Origin of the sequence: Microcoleus sp. Z1_A1 (assembly GCF_036700305.1) — a bacterium.
Taxonomy (GTDB): Bacteria; Cyanobacteriota; Cyanobacteriia; order Cyanobacteriales; family Microcoleaceae; genus Microcoleus.
Genome location: NZ_JAUBOR010000037.1, coordinates 15,346 through 32,503 on the forward strand (window position 1 = coordinate 15,346; position 17,158 = coordinate 32,503).

General features: G+C 46.4%; 11 protein-coding genes and 1 pseudogene. 5 read left to right on the top strand and 7 right to left on the bottom strand.

Annotation, left to right across the window (positions count from 1 at the left end):
* Nucleotides 1-172 precede the first annotated feature (172 nt).
* A complete protein-coding gene (locus QT973_RS21005; protein WP_333056435.1) occupies nucleotides 173-811 on the top strand; it encodes an HAD-IA family hydrolase in 639 nt (212 codons plus the stop codon).
* Nucleotides 812-962: 151 nt separating this feature from the next.
* On the opposite strand, the gene QT973_RS21010 is transcribed toward QT973_RS21005, so the two are convergent.
* Both QT973_RS21010 and QT973_RS21015 read right to left on the bottom strand, forming a co-directional pair.
* On the bottom strand, nucleotides 963-1,790 hold the full coding sequence (locus tag QT973_RS21010; RefSeq protein ID WP_333056436.1) for an SWIM zinc finger family protein: 828 nt from the start codon (nucleotides 1,788-1,790) through the stop codon (nucleotides 963-965).
* Nucleotides 1,791-2,238: 448 nt separating this feature from the next.
* On the bottom strand, nucleotides 2,239-5,688 hold the full coding sequence (locus tag QT973_RS21015; RefSeq protein WP_333262674.1) for a DEAD/DEAH box helicase: 3,450 nt from the start codon (nucleotides 5,686-5,688) through the stop codon (nucleotides 2,239-2,241).
* A gap of 447 nt (nucleotides 5,689-6,135) precedes the next feature.
* Here QT973_RS21015 and QT973_RS21020 point away from each other — a divergent pair, with 447 nt between their 5' ends.
* Entirely contained in the window at nucleotides 6,136-8,289 is a 2,154-nt protein-coding gene (locus tag QT973_RS21020; RefSeq protein WP_333056438.1) for a polyribonucleotide nucleotidyltransferase, read from the top strand.
* 556 nt (nucleotides 8,290-8,845) lie between these two features.
* Here the strand turns inward: QT973_RS21020 and QT973_RS21025 are convergent.
* Both QT973_RS21025 and rppA read right to left on the bottom strand, forming a co-directional pair.
* Entirely contained in the window at nucleotides 8,846-10,117 is a 1,272-nt protein-coding gene (locus QT973_RS21025) for a HAMP domain-containing sensor histidine kinase (protein WP_333056439.1), read from the bottom strand.
* Nucleotides 10,110-10,784, bottom strand: a complete 675-nt coding sequence (gene rppA / locus QT973_RS21030) for a two-component system response regulator RppA (protein ID WP_333056440.1) — start codon at nucleotides 10,782-10,784, stop codon at nucleotides 10,110-10,112. The genes QT973_RS21025 and rppA overlap by 8 nt, the downstream gene beginning before the upstream one ends.
* A 159-nt stretch (nucleotides 10,785-10,943) precedes the next feature.
* On the opposite strand from rppA, the gene QT973_RS21035 reads away from it, so the two are divergent.
* The 3 genes from QT973_RS21035 (at nucleotide 10,944) to QT973_RS21045 (ending at nucleotide 13,763) form a co-directional block, all read left to right on the top strand.
* A complete protein-coding gene (locus QT973_RS21035; protein ID WP_333056441.1) occupies nucleotides 10,944-11,333 on the top strand; it encodes a hypothetical protein in 390 nt (129 codons plus the stop codon).
* A gap of 395 nt (nucleotides 11,334-11,728) precedes the next feature.
* Complete coding sequence (locus QT973_RS21040; RefSeq protein WP_333374491.1) at nucleotides 11,729-13,072, top strand: amino acid permease; 1,344 nt, start codon at nucleotides 11,729-11,731, stop codon at nucleotides 13,070-13,072.
* A gap of 25 nt (nucleotides 13,073-13,097) precedes the next feature.
* Nucleotides 13,098-13,763, top strand: coding sequence for a methyltransferase domain-containing protein (locus QT973_RS21045; RefSeq protein WP_333232253.1), 666 nt, complete (start codon nucleotides 13,098-13,100; stop codon nucleotides 13,761-13,763).
* A gap of 155 nt (nucleotides 13,764-13,918) precedes the next feature.
* Here the strand turns inward: QT973_RS21045 and iscB are convergent, their stop codons facing one another.
* From iscB to QT973_RS21060, 3 genes and pseudogenes are all read right to left on the bottom strand, one after another.
* Nucleotides 13,919-15,193, bottom strand: a complete 1,275-nt coding sequence (gene iscB / locus QT973_RS21050; protein ID WP_333262671.1) for an RNA-guided endonuclease IscB — start codon at nucleotides 15,191-15,193, stop codon at nucleotides 13,919-13,921.
* Between the two features lie 260 nt (nucleotides 15,194-15,453).
* Nucleotides 15,454-15,588: pseudogene (locus QT973_RS21055) on the bottom strand (RRXRR domain-containing protein); the annotation flags it as partial.
* Between the two features lie 261 nt (nucleotides 15,589-15,849).
* Nucleotides 15,850-17,073: a Rid family detoxifying hydrolase gene (locus QT973_RS21060; protein ID WP_333056445.1), complete on the bottom strand. Its 1,224-nt coding sequence runs from the start codon at nucleotides 17,071-17,073 to the stop codon at nucleotides 15,850-15,852.
* Between the last annotated feature and the right edge of the window lie 85 nt (nucleotides 17,074-17,158).

Here is a 17,158-nt window from a genome sequence, read left to right on the forward strand (position 1 = left end):
GATGTTCGCGCTCAGGGTGCTTAGGGTGCACCTTACCCTATAGATAATAACCCTAGGGTGTGTACGGAGCGCCAAGAGCAAATACATTATGCAGTAAGTAATTCCCAATCTAAAATCTAAAATCTAAAATCTAAAATTGTATGCTTCCCCGTTCCTTATTTGCTATTGTCCAATGACCAAAGTAATTATTTTTGATTTTGACGGCACTTTAGCAGATACAATCGATATTCTTCTAAGCATCACCAACCGTTTGTCAGTCGAATTAGGCTTTAAATCTGCAACCAAAGAGCAAATCGCTCAACTGAGCAATTTAACTTCTTGGCAAGTCCTTCAGTATTCTGGTATTTCTATCTTCAAATTCCCGCTGTTGATTAGAATGTTGAAAGCGGAGTTACGCAGCGAAATCCCCAACATTCGTTTATTTCCGGGGATTAAAGAAGTTTTACTGGAGTTAAAAAAACAGGGATTTCAACTGGGCATTATCACATCTAATTCCAGAGAAAATGTCTTGGAATCGATGAAAAAAAATGCTTTGCAAGACACTTTCACGTTTATTTACTCTGGCTCAACTTTTGGCAAACATAAAGTTATTAATAGATGGCTAAAAACCGAACATATAAATGCTAAAGAAGTCGTTTATGTGGGAGATGAGATTAGAGATATAGAAGCTGCTCGAAAAACCGGAATTAAGGTAATTGCTGTAGGTTGGGGTTTTAATTCTGAGGAGGCTTTGGTGGCACACAATCCTGATTTTTTGATTCAAAGCCCCCAGGAATTGATAGAAATTATGAGTAATTTGCGGGAAGTATAAACGGAAATTGCCAAAAGTAAGACTCCTCGGTTGAAATCTATTCTAGACAAACTCTCGTTCCAGCAGAGAGAAACTCAAGAATAAAATGGGTATTAAAGCTTGATTTGTTATCAGCCATAATCTCTTGTATCATCTCTGGGAATACATTAGGTTAATCTCCTTCGCCCCGTTTCAGTGCTGCTAAAACTGCTTGCTGGCTAACTGCTTGGTAGATTTTGCTAAAATGCTGCTTGAGTGCGTCAGAGGCGGGCGAGGATTTGCTAGCGCTTCCTTTTCCGTCGGTGGCGATGGGAATTGGGCCTAAGATATCTAATACTGTTTCGCTGCTGGGCGGCGGTACAATTACTACTAAAGATGATTCTAGCTGCTGATTGTATTCCCAAAAGCGATCGACCTTCGGCAATTTAGCATTCGCAGTAGGGGAATTTTCACCCTTGTTTAGCTGGGTATTTTCCTCTCCTTCCGTACCCCGTCTTTGACGAAGTGCTGTCAAGATTTGCTCTTTGGTTCTCCCCCGCAGTTGAAACAGTACGAAAGGGTCTTCGCCGAAGCGATCGCCCAATAAGTAGTATACTGCACTGATGTGTTTGCAAGGGTTTTGCGGGTCAGGACAGCTACAGCGCGATCGAATATCAGATAAACTTAACGGAAATAGCGTTTTGCCGGCGGCCGCAAATACATCCTCAATATTGTGCGGCATTTCTCCTGCTAAGAGTTTAGCTGAAAAAACTGCTCTTTGCGACATATTTTCAATCACATAATCCCAATCTTCATCGCTCAATGTATCGAGTCCTAAAGAAACTTGATAGGGTTTTGGATCAGTGCCTTGAACTATGGCAATTACTTCTTGATTGGGAAATTTAATGCTGAGAACTTTACCCTCGCGCGCGTACTGCCAGCCACGTTCTAAGCGCTTTTTGAAGCGGTAGGTATTGATTAAATCTAACCACTGTTGTGTCCACCATTCTCTGTCAATCATTCGATTTTAGATTTTAGATTTTAGATTTTAGATTTGGGAATCGGGAATTGGGAATTGGGAATCGGGAATCGGCCAAACAGGGAATTGGGAATTGGGAACCGGGCCTTGGCCAAACAGGGAATTTTCCCTATCTCCTTCTCTTCCCCTCTTCATTCTTCCTTCTGGCTTCAATCGGGAATTGGGAATTGGGCATCGGGCATTGGCCAAACAGGTAATTGGGATACTGGAGTCAATCGATTTTAGATTTTAGATTTTAGATTTTAGAATTGAAGCATTGACTTGCGCGAGATAAATTCGGGGGCTCCTTTATCGGATACAGGTTTTTTATTTCTGGACGGATGAATCACGTGGCGGGTATCCTGGATGCTTTCGGTCACAAAGGAAAAAACAGCTATCCGTGTATCCGTGACATCCGTGTCGTGCTGTTGGGAATTGGTAATTAAGCACATTATTCTTCTTCGGTTTCTATAATAGCATTGCGATCGAGGATTAGTAAATTGCGAAGTTGGTCTGTATCGAGTTCGGTGAGCCAGTTTTCGCCGGCGCTGACAACTTGTTCGGCTAGAGCTTTCTTACTTTCGATCATATCGTGTATTTTCTCCTCTAACGTACCAGTGCAGACAAATTTGTGGACTTGCACATTGCGAGTTTGACCGATGCGAAATACGCGGTCAGTTGCCTGATTTTCTACTGCGGGATTCCACCATCTGTCATAGTGGAAAACGTGGGTTGCTCTGGTTAAGTTCAAACCAGTACCACCAGCTTTTAAAGATAAAATCATAATCGGCGGGCCTTGGGGGTCGTGCTGGAAGCGATCGATCATTTCTTCCCGCTGCTGTTGCCGAATTCCTCCGTACAAGAACAAAACTTCTCGCCCTAAATGCTGTTCTAGATGCGGTTTCAGGAGTTTTCCCCATTCAGCAAATTGAGTAAAAATTAAAGCCCGATCGCCCTCAGCGAGCACCTCTTCTAACATTTCCACCAACCGCTGCAATTTCCCCGATTCCTGACTCTTAATCTCCAATTCTTTCGGCTTAGCTTCTGCTTTGACAAGAGCCGGATGGTTGCAAAGTTGCTTGAGTTTTACCAGCAAAGCCAGAATCATTCCCCGGCGCTGAATGCCTTCGGCTGAGTCTAATTCAGCTATTGACTCTTCGACTATTTTCTGATATAATGCAGCCTGTTGAGTCGCCAGCCCACAAAATACAGTCATCTCCTGTTTTTCGGGCAAATCTTGGATGATTTCTTTGTCAGTTTTCAGGCGGCGGAGGATGAAAGGCCGAACGAGCGATCGCAAAGTCTGCAAAGATTCCCTATCGCCGTATTTCTCGATCGGAATTGCAAATCGGCGCTGAAAGAAATTGCGCGGCCCCAAATAGCCAGGATTGAGAAACTCCAAAATAGACCACAATTCTTGCAGTCTATTTTCCACCGGAGTTCCCGTCAGCGCAATTCTAAAAGATGCCTCGATTTGTCGCACTGCTTGCGACTGCTTAGCCTCAGAATTTTTAATATTTTGCGCTTCATCTAAAACCAATCCTTGCCACTTAATGCCTTGAATTTCTTTAGCATCACGGAACACTAGCGCATAACTGGTAACGATCAAATTTTTTCCCTTAATTGCCGTCGCAAATACTTTGCCTTTAGCGCGTTTGTCTCCGTGGTGAACTAACACTTTTAGCGTCGGGCCAAATTTCTTGACTTCCCGCTCCCAATTGCCCAATACCGATGTCGGACAAACCAGTAATGTCGGCGCTTCTAAAGAATCTTTTTCTTGTAAATGCAGCAGGAAGGCAATTAGCTCGATCGACTTTCCCAAACCCATATCGTCCGCGAGACAAGCACCCAAACCCCAGCGTTCTAAGAATGCTAACCAGCCTGCTCCTAGCGCTTGATAAGGCCGCAATTGTCCTCGGAAACTAGCCGGAGTTGCGATCGCACTTACCGCTTGATTATCGCTCAAAGTATTCAACAATTCCTGAAGTTGACCCGTAGCCTCAAAATTCACCACAGGCAATTTCTCAATCATCTGAGAATCGCCCGACGCCAAACGCAAAGCATCCTCCAAAGAAAGAGTCATTTGCTCTTTGCGACTAGCAAAAAAAGTTTGAGCAGCCCTCACATCCGGCGCGCGCAACTCCACCCACTCGCCGTTAATTTCCACCAAAGGCGAATTCAACGCAATCAATCTGTCAAACTCTGCCTTAGAAAGGCGCTGTCCGCCGATCGTCAATTCCCACTTAAAATTTAGCAGACTTTGCAATCCCAACCCCCCCTTGCCCCCCCTTACTAAGGGGGGGTTAGTTTCTCCAGCGCCTCCCCTTACTAAGGGGGGGTTGGGGGGGGTTGTTTCCGCTTGAATACTCAAACCCAAACGACTCGCCCAACCATCCGTCTTTGTCAAACTCGGCGGCAAAACTACGCCCAACCCGCTATCAGCAAACCGCCAAGCTACAGACTTAATAAACTCGTAAGCTTGCAGCGGATTTAATTGGCAAGATTGAGGCCGCTGTGCTTGCAAACTCGGTTCAATTAACGGATAAAGTTTCGAGGCTAAACCCAAGCCACTGAGCAAAGTTTCTTGAGGCAATTCTATTGTCCGCCCCGCATAAGCCAAACGCTCGACAGAGTTATTCCAAACAGTTGTCGCGTCTACCAAAAATTCCGCTTCATCTGCAGCTTGCAAGCAATAATTTAAATTCCAGTTTGCTTTACCAGGAGACGGCGGTATGAGTTGAAAGCAAGTGCGAAATTGACTTTGTTGAGATAATTGATTTTGCAGCGGTGCAGTCCAAGCAGTCAGCTTGGTTGCCAAGTTTTCCAATGCTGCTGTTTCTACTTGAACTATTCCAGATTCCTGCTGCAAAGCTTGCAGCCAGTCGCGCACAGGAGAAACTGCTTTGATGTCTAAAGTAGAGCTACCAGCAGATCGCACTTGACTATCTACAATACTACTCAAAAAGCCTAACACCAATTCCTCCGCCCCCATCGGCAAATCCACCGCTAAAGGCAATTGACTCCCTTCTTCTGCCTTTTCCCCTCTTCCTTCTTCCTTCTTCCCTCTTCCTTCTTCCTTTTCCCCTCTTCCTTCTTCCTTCTTCCTTCTTCCGACGGACACCGGACTGACATCCGTTACATCCGTTACATCCGTTACAAAATCCGCTGCCGAACCTTCCTTCGATTGATATGTTCGGCAAGCCGTCGGCATTTGCTTGACAAAAGTGGCGAGGCGGAGTGTATCTGTAGAACTATCTAACAACGGTTGCCATTTGGCAATAGCAGAACCGTCGGGCTGTTTCTCCAATCCAGGCAAAAATTTGCATCTTGCCAACAAATCCAAACTCCACCTAGCAATATGAGACCAAAAACGCAAATCTGAGCCGACAAAAGAGTCTGGTTCCGTGCTGTTAAGCGGTAGTGATTGCAAGAAAATAAAAGCTGCTTGAGGGTTGAGACAAAAACCCTCGACTTGCCAGGGATAAAGGTAAATTTCCTCGGTTTTAGCGGGTTCCTCAAGTGCTGCTGCTGAGTGCTGCGGCATCAGGGTTGCATTGGATTCTGAGATTTGGGTGGGAAGTGCGATCGCCCGAATTTCCTTTTGAATTGAGGAGTCTGGGGTGGGAATTTCTGCGTTTTGAGTTTTGGGCGATCGCCTAGTTTTTTTGCTTTTTTCCGGTGGAGTTTCTGCGGTTTCCGGTAATTGCCAGTTTAGTTTTCCCGACTGCTGTAACGAATTGAGGAAAGTCTTAAATTCCGATTCGGTCATTGCTAAGGGATGCGGTAAATTTATCCCCGATTCTATGGTTTCAATTGCCCCAATTTTTCGCCAAGTTTCTCCCCAAATAAATAAGCAACTTTTTTCATTCTCTACGAGCCAACTGCCGTGTAAAATAGCCATATTTTTTTACCCTGATATTTGTATTTAAGTGCGAGGTTGACTACAGCATTTATATGGATAAATGAAATTTTTATTTAAAACAAACCGAGGAAAAATTGACCCAGATAGGAATTAGGTAGAACCTGTGTATTTAGGTACTTATGGCACACCTTACCGCTTATTCCCTGACCTAGATAACTAAATCCTTCTTCCTTCTTCCTTCAACGTCCCAATTCCCAAACGAAAATTCATCGTACCATCTATGGAAGGCGTTTAGCGGACGATCGACCGAAGCATCGACCCCAGACTGCAAAAAATAATTTAGAGTATAAATGCCTACAATCGAGACGCAGACAGTCGATCGCGAGGCGATTATCCCTGTCTTTTGGCGTCGGACTCTCAAACATCCTGTGGTAATGTTACGATCCCGACAGAGAAAGAATGTGGTAGATAAGGAAGCAGTGCTACATGGTAGAGATAGACAAGTCAATATCCTTCGATGGACGGGATATTAGACTGAAGATTGGTTTACTAGCGCCTCAAGCAGGCGGTGCAGTTTTGATTCAGTCGGGTGACACGGCGGTTTTAGTGACAGCGACTCGATCCCAGGGGAGAGAAGGAATTGATTTCCTGCCCCTGTTGGTGGATTACGAAGAGAGACTCTACGCTGGCGGTAAAATTCCCGGTGGATTTTTGCGCCGGGAAGGGCGCCCCCCAGAAAAAGTGACTTTGACTGGCCGTTTGATCGATCGACCGCTGCGTCCGCTATTTCCAAGCTGGCTGCGAGATGACATCCAAGTTGTAGCCACAACGGTTTCGATGGACGAACAAGTGCCACCAGACGTTTTGGCGGTGACGGGGGCTTCGGTGGCGATACTGCTGGCGAAAATGCCGTTTTACGGGCCGATGGCTGCAGTGCGAGTCGGTTTGGTAGGGGACGATTTCATCATCAACCCCACCTACAGCGAAATCAAAGAAGGCGAGTTGGATCTCGTGGTAGCTGGTTCTCCTGACGGAGTAATCATGGTAGAAGCTGGCGCTAACCAATTGCCGGAACAGGATATCATCGAGGCGATCGACTTCGGCTATGAAGCAGCCTGTGACTTGATTCAAGCCCAGCGCGAAATTATGGCGGAATTGGGCATCGATTTGGTGGTAGAGGAACGGCCATCGCAAGATTCGGCCCTGGAAAACTTTATTCGCGATCGCGCCCAAGAACCCATCCGCATCATTTTGTCAAGATTTGAAAAAGACAAAACAATACGGAATGCAGCATTGGACGAAGTTAAGGCAAATGAAGTCGAAGCTGCGATCGCCGAACTTGCCGAAGACGATCCGGTAAAACTAGCAGCCACCGCCAACAGCAAGGCGATCGGCAACGTTTTCAAAGACGTTACCAAAAAAATGATGCGGAAACAAATCCTCGAAGATGGCATCCGCGTAGACGGCCGCAAGCTAGACGAGGTGCGACCCGTTTCTTGTCGCGTAGGCGTGCTGCCGTCGCGAGTACACGGCACTGGGTTGTTTAATCGGGGGTTAACCCAAGTCTTGTCTGCAGCTACCCTGGGAACCCCAGGCGACGCCCAAGACTTAGGAGACGACTTGCACCCACAGCAAGACAAACGCTACCTGCATCACTACAATTTCCCGCCGTTTTCGGTAGCAGAAACCAAGCCGATGCGATCGCCCGGACGCCGTGAAATCGGTCACGGAGCCCTCGCAGAACGCGCTTTACTGCCGGTTTTGCCATCCAAAGAAGATTTCCCCTACGTGATTCGCGTAGTTTCAGAAGTCCTTTCTTCCGACGGTTCCACCTCAATGGGTTCAGTTTGCGCCTCAACCCTAGCATTAATGGATGCAGGCGTTCCCCTTTCCCAACCCGTCAGCGGCGCGGCAATGGGCTTAATTAAAGAAGGCGATGAAGTCCGAATTTTGACTGACATTCAGGCAATTGAAGACTTCTTAGGCGACATGGACTTCAAAGTAGCCGGTACCGACACCGGGATTACTGCTTTGCAGATGGACATGAAAATCAAAGGTTTGCCCTTAGATGTAATTGCCAATGCCATCCGCCAAGCCAAACCCGCCAGACTGCACATTTTAGAAAGAATGCTGGCAAGCATCGACACTCCCCGCAAGGAAATGTCGCCGTTTGCACCGCGTTTGCTAACCCTGAAAATCGATCCAGAATTTATCGGTTTGGTAATTGGGCCAGGTGGCAAAACGATCAAAGCCATCACCGAAGAAACCGGTGTCAAAATAGACATCGAAGACGACGGAACCGTGACAATTGCTGGCAACGACAGCGAAAAAGCTCAGCGGGCATACAACATTGTCCAAGGCATGACGCGCAAGTTGAATGCAGGAGATGTGTATGTCGGCCGCGTAACTCGAATTATTCCGATCGGCGCTTTTGTGGAAATTTTGCCCGGAAAAGAAGGAATGATTCACATTTCCCAGTTAGCTGACTACCGCGTTGGGAAAGTGGAAGACGAGTTAGCTGTGAACGATGAAGTGATTGTCAAAGTGCGAGAAATTGACAACAAAGGTCGAATTAATTTGACCCGCTTGAATATTCATCCCGACGAAGCGGTAGCCGCCCGCGAAGCGTTGAATAAATAGTTTACAGTTGGTAATTGGTAATTACTTATAGAGTAATTGCTAATTGCTAATTGCTAACTGGTGATTAGTAATTGCTAATTGCTAACTCGTGATTAAATCTGATTGTTTCAGATTTGGGAGTAGGTGCGCGACAGCGACAGATCGACAAAAGTGCGATCGGCTGTAGAAGTTAATAAAGTCGCGCACTTTCCCCTCGGCGGCTGAAACCGCAACTACACAATCGATCGCAACTGTGATTCAAGAGTGACAATCTTCGATGTCCCCGTTATAGCCGCAGGATATCTTCTATGACAATTCCCGCATCCAGGATACCCGCCACGTGATTCATCAGTCCAGAAATAAAAAACCTGTATCCGATAAAGGAGCCCCCGAATTTATCCGTGGGGTCAGTCGATTTTAGATTTTAGATTTTAGATTTTAGATTTACCCCACAGATGCAATCTGGGAGCTTGAACAAGAGTCTAAAATTTTTATATTTCCACGACTTAAGTACGTGGCACGGTATCGGTTTTTGGGCTGGGTCAATGCTTCAATTCTAAAATCTAAAATCTAAAATCTAAAATCTAAAATCGATTGACAGGGGCAGTTCTATTTGAAACAGAGAACCTTTCCCAACCTCGCTACTTACCGTTAGGTGTCCGCCGTGAGCTTCCACAATTTGCTGGGCGATCGCCAATCCCAATCCAGAGCCGCCTTTCTTCCGTGTTCGTACCTCATCAACTCGGTAAAATCGGTCAAAAATGTGTGGCAAATCTACATCGGGAATGCCGATTCCCGTATCTTCTATTTGAATTAAAATGCGATGAGATTGAGTCAATAACCGCAGCCACACTGTTCCTTCAGGTAAGGTATATTTGCAGGCATTGGTGAGTAGATTAGTGATAGCTTGTTTTAATAAATCAGAATTGGCTTTGATGATAACTCTCTCTTCAGGCAGTTCTAAATGAAGGCTTAAATGCTGGGCAACACCCTGTATTGATGAAGTGGCGATCGTATCTTTTAACAGGTCATTCAAGTGAATCGATTGAATCGACTTTGCATCTAACTGTCCTGCCTGTCGTGCTAAAAACAAGAGATCAGTCACCAACCGATTCATCGACTTAGCCGTTTCAGCAATCTTTTCCAATCGAGAGTGCTTAGGCCCGCCGGCATCGACTGGGCTGAGTAAGCCAACCTGGGCATTGCTGAGTATGGTGGCAAGCGGTGCCCTTAGTTCGTGGGAAGCATCAGACGTAAATCTTTGCATTTGGACATAGGCGTTTTGAATCGGTTGCATAGCCAATCCGCCTAAAAACCAACCTACTAGACTAATCGCGCCCAGAGTCAAGGGCAATGTTATCACCATCACAATCAGTAACTCTCTCAGTGTTTTCTGAGCATCCGTCAAAGGGATGGCAATCTGGAGGTAGCCAATCGTGCGTCCGTTGTAGTCAACCGGAAGCGTTAATTGTCGCAGCCACTCGGGGGAAGACTCAATGGTTTGAAACGCCGCGCGAGCCTGAATCCGATCCGAGGGCTGCGCCCCATAAAACTGTTGCAGTTGTCCAGTCGCTGAATACCACCTAGCGTAAACAATTTCACTGCCAGAGGGAGGAGAATAATTACCAAGAATCGGAACGTTACTCAGATCGATGTGTTCTTTTCCCTGCCGCAAACCATAGTCAATATTGGCAGCCATGACTCTTGCTTTTTTGTAGAGTAGTCGATCGCACTCTTCTAAGCTGTTAACCGCTCGCTGGTAGTAAATGATCCCGGCAAACACGATCAGAATAGCCCCCATCGAGAGCGTAAACCAGTGGGCCAGATTGCGGCGGCTACGATTAAACATCTGGATTCAAGCGATATCCCATACCATATACGGTTTCTAGCCAACTGACAGCACCTATCATCTGCAATCGCTGCCGCAGACGACGCACTAGGACAGTAATCGCATTACTCTCAGGTTCGTTGCCCCACTCCCACAAGGCTTGTTCTATTTGGCTGCGGGAGAGTATCTGACGAGGATGGCGCATCAGATACTCTAGAAATAGAAATTCACGAGTCGATAACTGCATACTTTGCTCCCCCCGTTCAATAGTCAGCGTTGATAGATGTAGAGTCATATCTTCAACCTGTAAAGTATCCCCTTTCCAAAGTGGCGATCGTCGTCCCAAGGCCCGCACCCGTGCCAGCAGTTCAAACACATCGGCGGGTTTGATGAGATAATCATCGGCTCCAGCGTCTAAAGCGCTAATTTTGTCAACAATCGCATCTTTGGCAGTCAACAGCAACACCGGGGCCGTTTTTCCCAGACGGCGGTATTGCTGGCATAAGCTTAAGCCACTGATCTCAGGTAATAACCAATCAAGGATCAACAGATCATAGTCCCGCTTCGATAAAATCCACTGGGCCGTCGCCCCATCTTCTACACCATCGACAATATGTCCAGCCTCAGAGAGAGCAGCTTGAAGTGGCTCCAGTTGATCTACATCGTCTTCTACCAGGAGAATTCGCATCCGTCTAACCATTGTTCGGCAAATTTTATGTATGTTAGAGAAGAAATTTAGGAAAAGCATCCATCACAGGTAAGATTTATGCCAATCAGTTGCTAACTAAAATGTTGGTAGTTTCTCCCGATTATTTCGAGCAATCTAAATCTAAAATCCAACATTCCCATGACTTTACCTCGCATCCTACCACTTCTACACCGCGCTGCCTGGGAATTTTGGGTACCTCTGCCATTGGTAGCAGCCTTATTCTGGACTACAGGTAACTTCATCGCGGCCCAAACTCTAAGCCGTCCGTATAACTCTGTCAACAAACTACTGGCAGATAGACCGTTAAATCGGAGATTACCAGTAACAATCTTGACCATAAATGCAGAAATCGATCGCAGCCTGGGTGTTACCACTATTTTTGTCAACACCAGTGACTCAACTCTAAAGAAGCTGGAATACGAGTTTCCTGTTACCCAAACCAGTCAGGTCGAAGCAACGATCGCCCAAGAATTAGCAATGCCGGTTGAAAATGTCCGTAAATTGATCAGCTACCGGATGAAGAACTAAGCGGTTGAGCGAAAAATTGCTCCACCATTGGCGAGTGGGAAATAGATCGAGTACCGCCGATCCCAAGCAGGGATTTAGTGCTGGTGATGAGAAGGACTAGAAATTTTGTCTTCTGTAATATCGATAGGCTCCCAGTAATTAATTGGAAAAATGTGGGGATTGTCACCTTTGAGTCACATTTGCTGTGGAAGCTAAGAGTAGACCTTGATTGTCAACCCTCTCCTAAATAGATTTTTAAGGATGAACAGTTCACGTTTCCAGCAACTCTTTTTATTTAATTTCTGGTATCGCAGGAATTCTAATTCTTCTGAGTCGGCGCCGGACTTTTGGGCAAAACGGAAATTGGTTTAAGCCTGGGTGTCGTAAAAAATTCTACTCGTTGAGAAGCTAAAACTGTGGATAGATTAGAGAACACTGCACTGGTGGAACGTAACGAACCCCAAACAGGGACTCCAAAACCCTCTATTAGTCTAATTGATGCGATCGCCCTGATTGTCGGGCTAGTAATCGGCGCAGGCATTTTTGAAACCCCTGCTCTGGTCGCGGCTAATACCGGAACCGTTGGTGGTGTCATAGGAGTCTGGCTGATAGGCGGTGTTGTGTCATTGCTGGGGGCACTTTGCTACGCCGAATTGGCAACTACATATCCCCATGTCGGCGGCAACTACTACTACCTGAAACGGGCATTGGGGCAACCGATCGCAGTTTTATTTGCCTGGGCACGCATGACCGTGATTCAGACTGGATCGATCGCGCTGCTGGCATTTGTGTTTGGCGACTATGCCTCTCAGCTACTTCCACTAGGTGGCTACTCCCCTGCAATTTACGCAGCAGTCGCGATCGCCCTGCTCACAATGCTCAACATCATTGGACTGCGCCAGAGTAAAAGCCTCCAGAACGGGCTAGCGGTGATACTCGTTTTAGGCTTACTGCTGGTCATCGTAGTGGGTCTGGCATCCTCCCCTCCTCCCGTCCCGGCCCTTTCCTCCGATGCCTCCCGTACCTCTTCCTGGGGCTTAGCGCTGGTCTTCGTGCTGCTGTCCTATGGTGGTTGGAATGAAGCCGCTTACATTTCTGCCGAAATTCACAACCCACAGCGCAATATTTTGCGATCATTCCTCTGGAGCATTGGCATCATTACAGGACTTTATCTGCTGATTAATCTGGCATATCTGCGGGGATTGGGTATCGCAGGCATGACCGACTCTCAAGCCGTTGCATCAGATTTACTGCGGCGAGTGCTGGGTGAACCGGGAGCCGCGTTTGTGAGTTTACTGGTTGTGACCGCCACCCTGGGGTCGATCAACGCCAGCATCTTTACGGGGGCACGCAGCAGCTTTGCTCTGGGGCAGGATAGGTCTGCATTTCGCTGGTTGGCACGCTGGCACCCGCATCCGAGTTCACCGACAACCGCTTATTTATTGCAAGGTGCGATCGCGCTGACCCTGATTGGGCTGGGAACCTTCACCCGCAAAGGATTTGAAACAATGGTGGACTACACTGCGCCCATCTTCTGGTTTTTCTTTTTGATCAGCACCCTGTCGTTAATTGTTTTACGCATTCGAGAACCCGATCGACTACGCCCGTTTAGCGTACCGTTTTACCCGATCGTTCCCATAGTGTTCTGCGCCATTTGTGGCTATTTGCTCTATTCCAGTCTGGTTTATACAGGCATCGGCGCGATCGTAGGGGTCATCGTTGTTCTACTGGGTATTCCCTTTGCCCGTCACACTACATAGCAACTTTTTTTGGAGATTTACAATCGTGCAACTCAAAACCATTAGGCAATCATTCTTTGTTGGCGTTAGCATTTTCAGTTTTGCTGCGATCGGCTGTACCCAACAACGTAACTTTGAGACAGTGGCTCCAACTCCGGCTGCCGCATCCCCAACTAATTCTGTTTCCGATGTGGCTCAAGCGACTCCTAGCCCCACAACAGAAGCTCCCACCCGTCAACCCGATGTCGTTTACGTTCCAACCCCTGTACCGGTTGTGAATGAAATGCTGCGGCTGGCAAACGTGCAAGCCAATGACGTAGTTTACGACTTGGGTAGTGGCGACGGTAGGATTGTGATTGCAGCCGCTCAAAAGGTTGGCGCGCGGGGCATTGGTATTGACATCAGCCCAGAACGCATTCGAGAAGCTAACGAGAACGCCAAAAAGGCTGGCGTTACCGATCGTGTCCAGTTTCGTCAGGAAGATTTATTCCAAACAGACTTCAGTGAGGCAACAGTTGTCACGCTTTATCTCCTGCCAGAACTCAACGTAAAACTGCGCCCCAAATTACTCAGTCTAAAACCAGGTACGCGCATTGTGTCCCATGAATTCGATATGGGCGACTGGAAACCTGAGCAAGTAGTAAAAGTGGACGGCAGAACAGTCTACTACTGGGTTGTACCTGAAACTCCTCCTGCTAATTTGAAGAAGTAGTGAGACTATTGCAGCTTGAGGAGTCAGACTCTAGATACTTGGCACGTAGAAAGATCGACGTGCCAGCTCAGCACTCTAACTCACCGAAGAACGAGCGAGAAGCCCCTGGCTTTAGACATGGGGAGGAAAGCGGTTGCGACTTCAGTCGCCTTGAATCAAAATCCATAGGAATAGCCATCTTTCTTGTGAATAGGCTTGCAATATTTATGACTAATTCCTGCTACTCTTCCCTTAGTTGTAGCAAGATCGAATGAGCCAGATGCACGGCAAAGAACTCGTCCCACATAATAGCCAACTTTTTTGCCTGCGGTGACTGTTGCGCTGATAATATCGCCAGTCTGAAAACCGAAATGAATTTGTTTTCTCGACTTGTGACGAATTGGGAAGCCAAACTTATTTGTGCCACACATTTGTCGAGTACCGTGTCCTGCTGCCTTGATTAGCAGCGGTTGACAAATCAGTACCTTTAATTCTTCGACTTTGCCGACACTTGCAGCATCTAACCAATGAGATTTGGGTAGGTTTAGTCGAGTGCGATTGAATTTTGTCAAGCCACCACTGCCAGTAGAAACTGGTAAACCAGTCATATTAAGTCGGTTAAATAATGCCCAGCGAGTCGAATTGACTGCTGCTGCATCTTTTAATGGACGTTTTGCTTGAGATAAAATCCGCTTCAAAATCTCTGGCTTTTTAGATAGGAATTGCTCAACGTCTTGAGTACCTTTCTTTTTGTTGCAAGCATCGCAAGCAAGGCAAAGATTAGAAATACGATTAGATCCACCTTTAGCTTTGGGATGAATGTGTTCGACTTGTAGAGGTGTATCAGTAACTCCACAATACGCGCACTTTCTGTCCCATTTGTTCAACAAATATTCGCGAATTTCGTAGCCACATAAAACGCCTTGTTGGTATTCTAGTCCACTAATTTCTGGGTTCTCTAGTTGTTGTAAGTCGAACCGCACAAGTTCTTGAACAATAGAAGAAATGGGAGCAACTTTCGTCAATCTAGTTACCCAGGTTAGGGTTGTTTCGACACGATGCTGTAAGCTTGGGGCTAACCATCCTTTAGGACGAGTCCTGTTTAAAAATCTAGCTTTCCGATAGCGAGTATGGCGGTTTCTCCTTCCTCTACGCAGTGAACGGCGAGACTCAATGCTAGCTTTGATGGATTGACCTCTGTGAGTTAATTCTGCACCAAAAATTACGCTTTCTCCTTGGAGTAATCCAATTCCTGTAGTTTTAGACCCAGGATCTAATTTAAGGGTGATTGGTTTTTGGATTGTTGTTGCCTCTACCTTGAGAATTATCGTAAATGGATACCTTTTGAAAACAGCAGCTTTGCCAGCGGTTAGCAATTTACGAGCCATTCCTGGGCGCACTGGATTGAGCGGTTGCTTGTGGCTATCAATTACAAAAACGAAATTAGACATGAAGTCCTCCATTGCTGGGTAAAGTTCGCTCCCTTGAATGTTTTAAGAGCTTTTTAGACTGAAGGCACTGGCTTAACCCCGTTAAACCTGTTTAACATTCAGTGATAGAGCGGAAAACTAGCGACGCATTCGCCGGTATCATGACTCGAAAAACGTAGGTCTAATCCTGTCTCTGGTAAGGTTCGGGCTTTCTTCTTGCACCGCTGGCGATCGAGTCGGAGTTTCTAAAAGCCCCCGCTTTTAAGCGTGGGGTTCCTTACCTTGAGAATTATCGTAAATGGATACCTTTTGAAAACAGCAGCTTTGCCAGCGGTTAGCAATTTACGAGCCATTCCTGGGCGCACTGGATTGAGCGGTTGCTTGTGGCTATCAATTACAAAAACGAAATTAGACATGAAGTCCTCCATTGCTGGGTAAAGTTCGCTCCCTTGAATGTTTTAAGAGCTTTTTAGACTGAAGGCACTGGCTTAACCCCGTTAAACCTGTTTAACATTCAGTGATAGAGCGGAAAACTAGCGACGCATTCGCCGGTATCATGACTCGAAAAACGTAGGTCTAATCCTGTCTCTGGTAAGGTTCGGGCTTTCTTCTTGCACCGCTGGCGATCGAGTCGGAGTTTCTAAAAGCCCCCGCTTTTAAGCGTGGGGTTCCTTACGTTAAATAACCGCAATACAGTCAATCTCAACTAACACATCTTTCGGCAACCGCGAAACTTCCACACAAGCGCGCGCCGGTGCAGTTTCCGCATCAAAATATTTCGCATAAACCGCATTCACGGCGGCAAAATCATTCATATCTTTGAGGAAAACCGTAGTTTTTACCACATCCAACCAAGTAGCGCCCGCTTCTGTGAGAATGGCTTCGAGATTTGCCATAACTTGTTCGGTTTGTTTTGCCACATCGTCGGTGTAGACAATATCGTTTAGTCTAATGTCGATCGCAATTTGGCCAGCTACAAACAGCATAGTGCCCGTAGCGGCGATCGCTTGATTGTAAGGGCCCACGGGTGCGGGTGCTTTGTCAGTACGAATAATTTTGCGCGTCATAGATATCACTTTTTGGGATTCTTGTTGATAAATTTCCGGTTTGTAAAATTCTCCATCGGGCATGATTGTACCAGTTAAGTCTGCATCCTTGATGTTCATACCATAAGTCTTGGCATCAGTCAAATCTGCTCTCTTAAGCTTAGCAGCCTCCAGATTAGCTCGCATCAAATTAGCTCTTTGAAGACCTGTTCTCTCTAAATTTGTCCCCCGCAAACAAGCGTTTCTCAGATTGATTCCTGCCAATTCGGCTCCAGCTAAATCGGCTTCTGCTAGATTGATACCCGACAAGTCATAGTTATACAATTTCACACCGCGAAGCTTGGCTCCATGAAGATTAGTATCTTTGATTTTTACGCCAGTTATCTCCGCCCGACTTAAGTCTGCTTCAGTCAAGTTTGCTTTAATTAGGTTTGCGCTGTTGAGGTTAGCTCTGCTCAAACACACTTCAATCAAGGATGCTTCAGTGAAGTTTGCACCAGTTAGTTGGGCATCACTTAAGTTTGCTTCCTTCAAGTTGGCATTACTAAAATTAGCAGAATTCAAATTAGCCTTACTTAAGTCAGCACCGCACAAATCTGCATCAGTGAAATTTGCAGAAGAAGCTGCTACTAACCCGCTCAAATTTGCACCTTTCAGAGATGCCTTCGTGAGGTTTGTACCATTAAGCGTTGCTCTCGTTAACTTTGCCTCATTCAACTCTGCTGCTGTCAAGTTTGCAGAGCTTAAGTCGATCCCATTCAAGTCTGCACCTTTGAGGTCTACACCTCTGAGCATAGCCGACTGAAAGTTGCGTTCGCCTTTAGCGTATCTTTCTAAAAGTTCTTCAGCGTCCATAAATAACCGATCGCCCTTCCGCTACACCCCACATTCCCAGCCTACCACCAAAACCGAAAGCGCGATATAAATCTGCATCAATCCA

What these genes read in the sequence shown, in the direction of transcription:
- QT973_RS21005 (WP_333056435.1), top strand. Translation starts at nt 173, where the DNA reads ATGACCAAAGTAATTATTTTTGATTTTGACGGCACTTTAGCAGATACA.
- QT973_RS21010 (WP_333056436.1), bottom strand. Translation starts at nt 1,790, where the DNA reads ATGATTGACAGAGAATGGTGGACACAACAGTGGTTAGATTTAATCAAT.
- QT973_RS21015 (WP_333262674.1), bottom strand. Translation starts at nt 5,688, where the DNA reads ATGGCTATTTTACACGGCAGTTGGCTCGTAGAGAATGAAAAAAGTTGC.
- QT973_RS21020 (WP_333056438.1), top strand. Translation starts at nt 6,136, where the DNA reads ATGGTAGAGATAGACAAGTCAATATCCTTCGATGGACGGGATATTAGA.
- QT973_RS21025 (WP_333056439.1), bottom strand. Translation starts at nt 10,117, where the DNA reads ATGTTTAATCGTAGCCGCCGCAATCTGGCCCACTGGTTTACGCTCTCG.
- rppA (WP_333056440.1), bottom strand. Translation starts at nt 10,784, where the DNA reads ATGCGAATTCTCCTGGTAGAAGACGATGTAGATCAACTGGAGCCACTT.
- QT973_RS21035 (WP_333056441.1), top strand. Translation starts at nt 10,944, where the DNA reads ATGACTTTACCTCGCATCCTACCACTTCTACACCGCGCTGCCTGGGAA.
- iscB (WP_333262671.1), bottom strand. Translation starts at nt 15,193, where the DNA reads ATGTCTAATTTCGTTTTTGTAATTGATAGCCACAAGCAACCGCTCAAT.
- QT973_RS21060 (WP_333056445.1), bottom strand. Translation starts at nt 17,073, where the DNA reads ATGGACGCTGAAGAACTTTTAGAAAGATACGCTAAAGGCGAACGCAAC.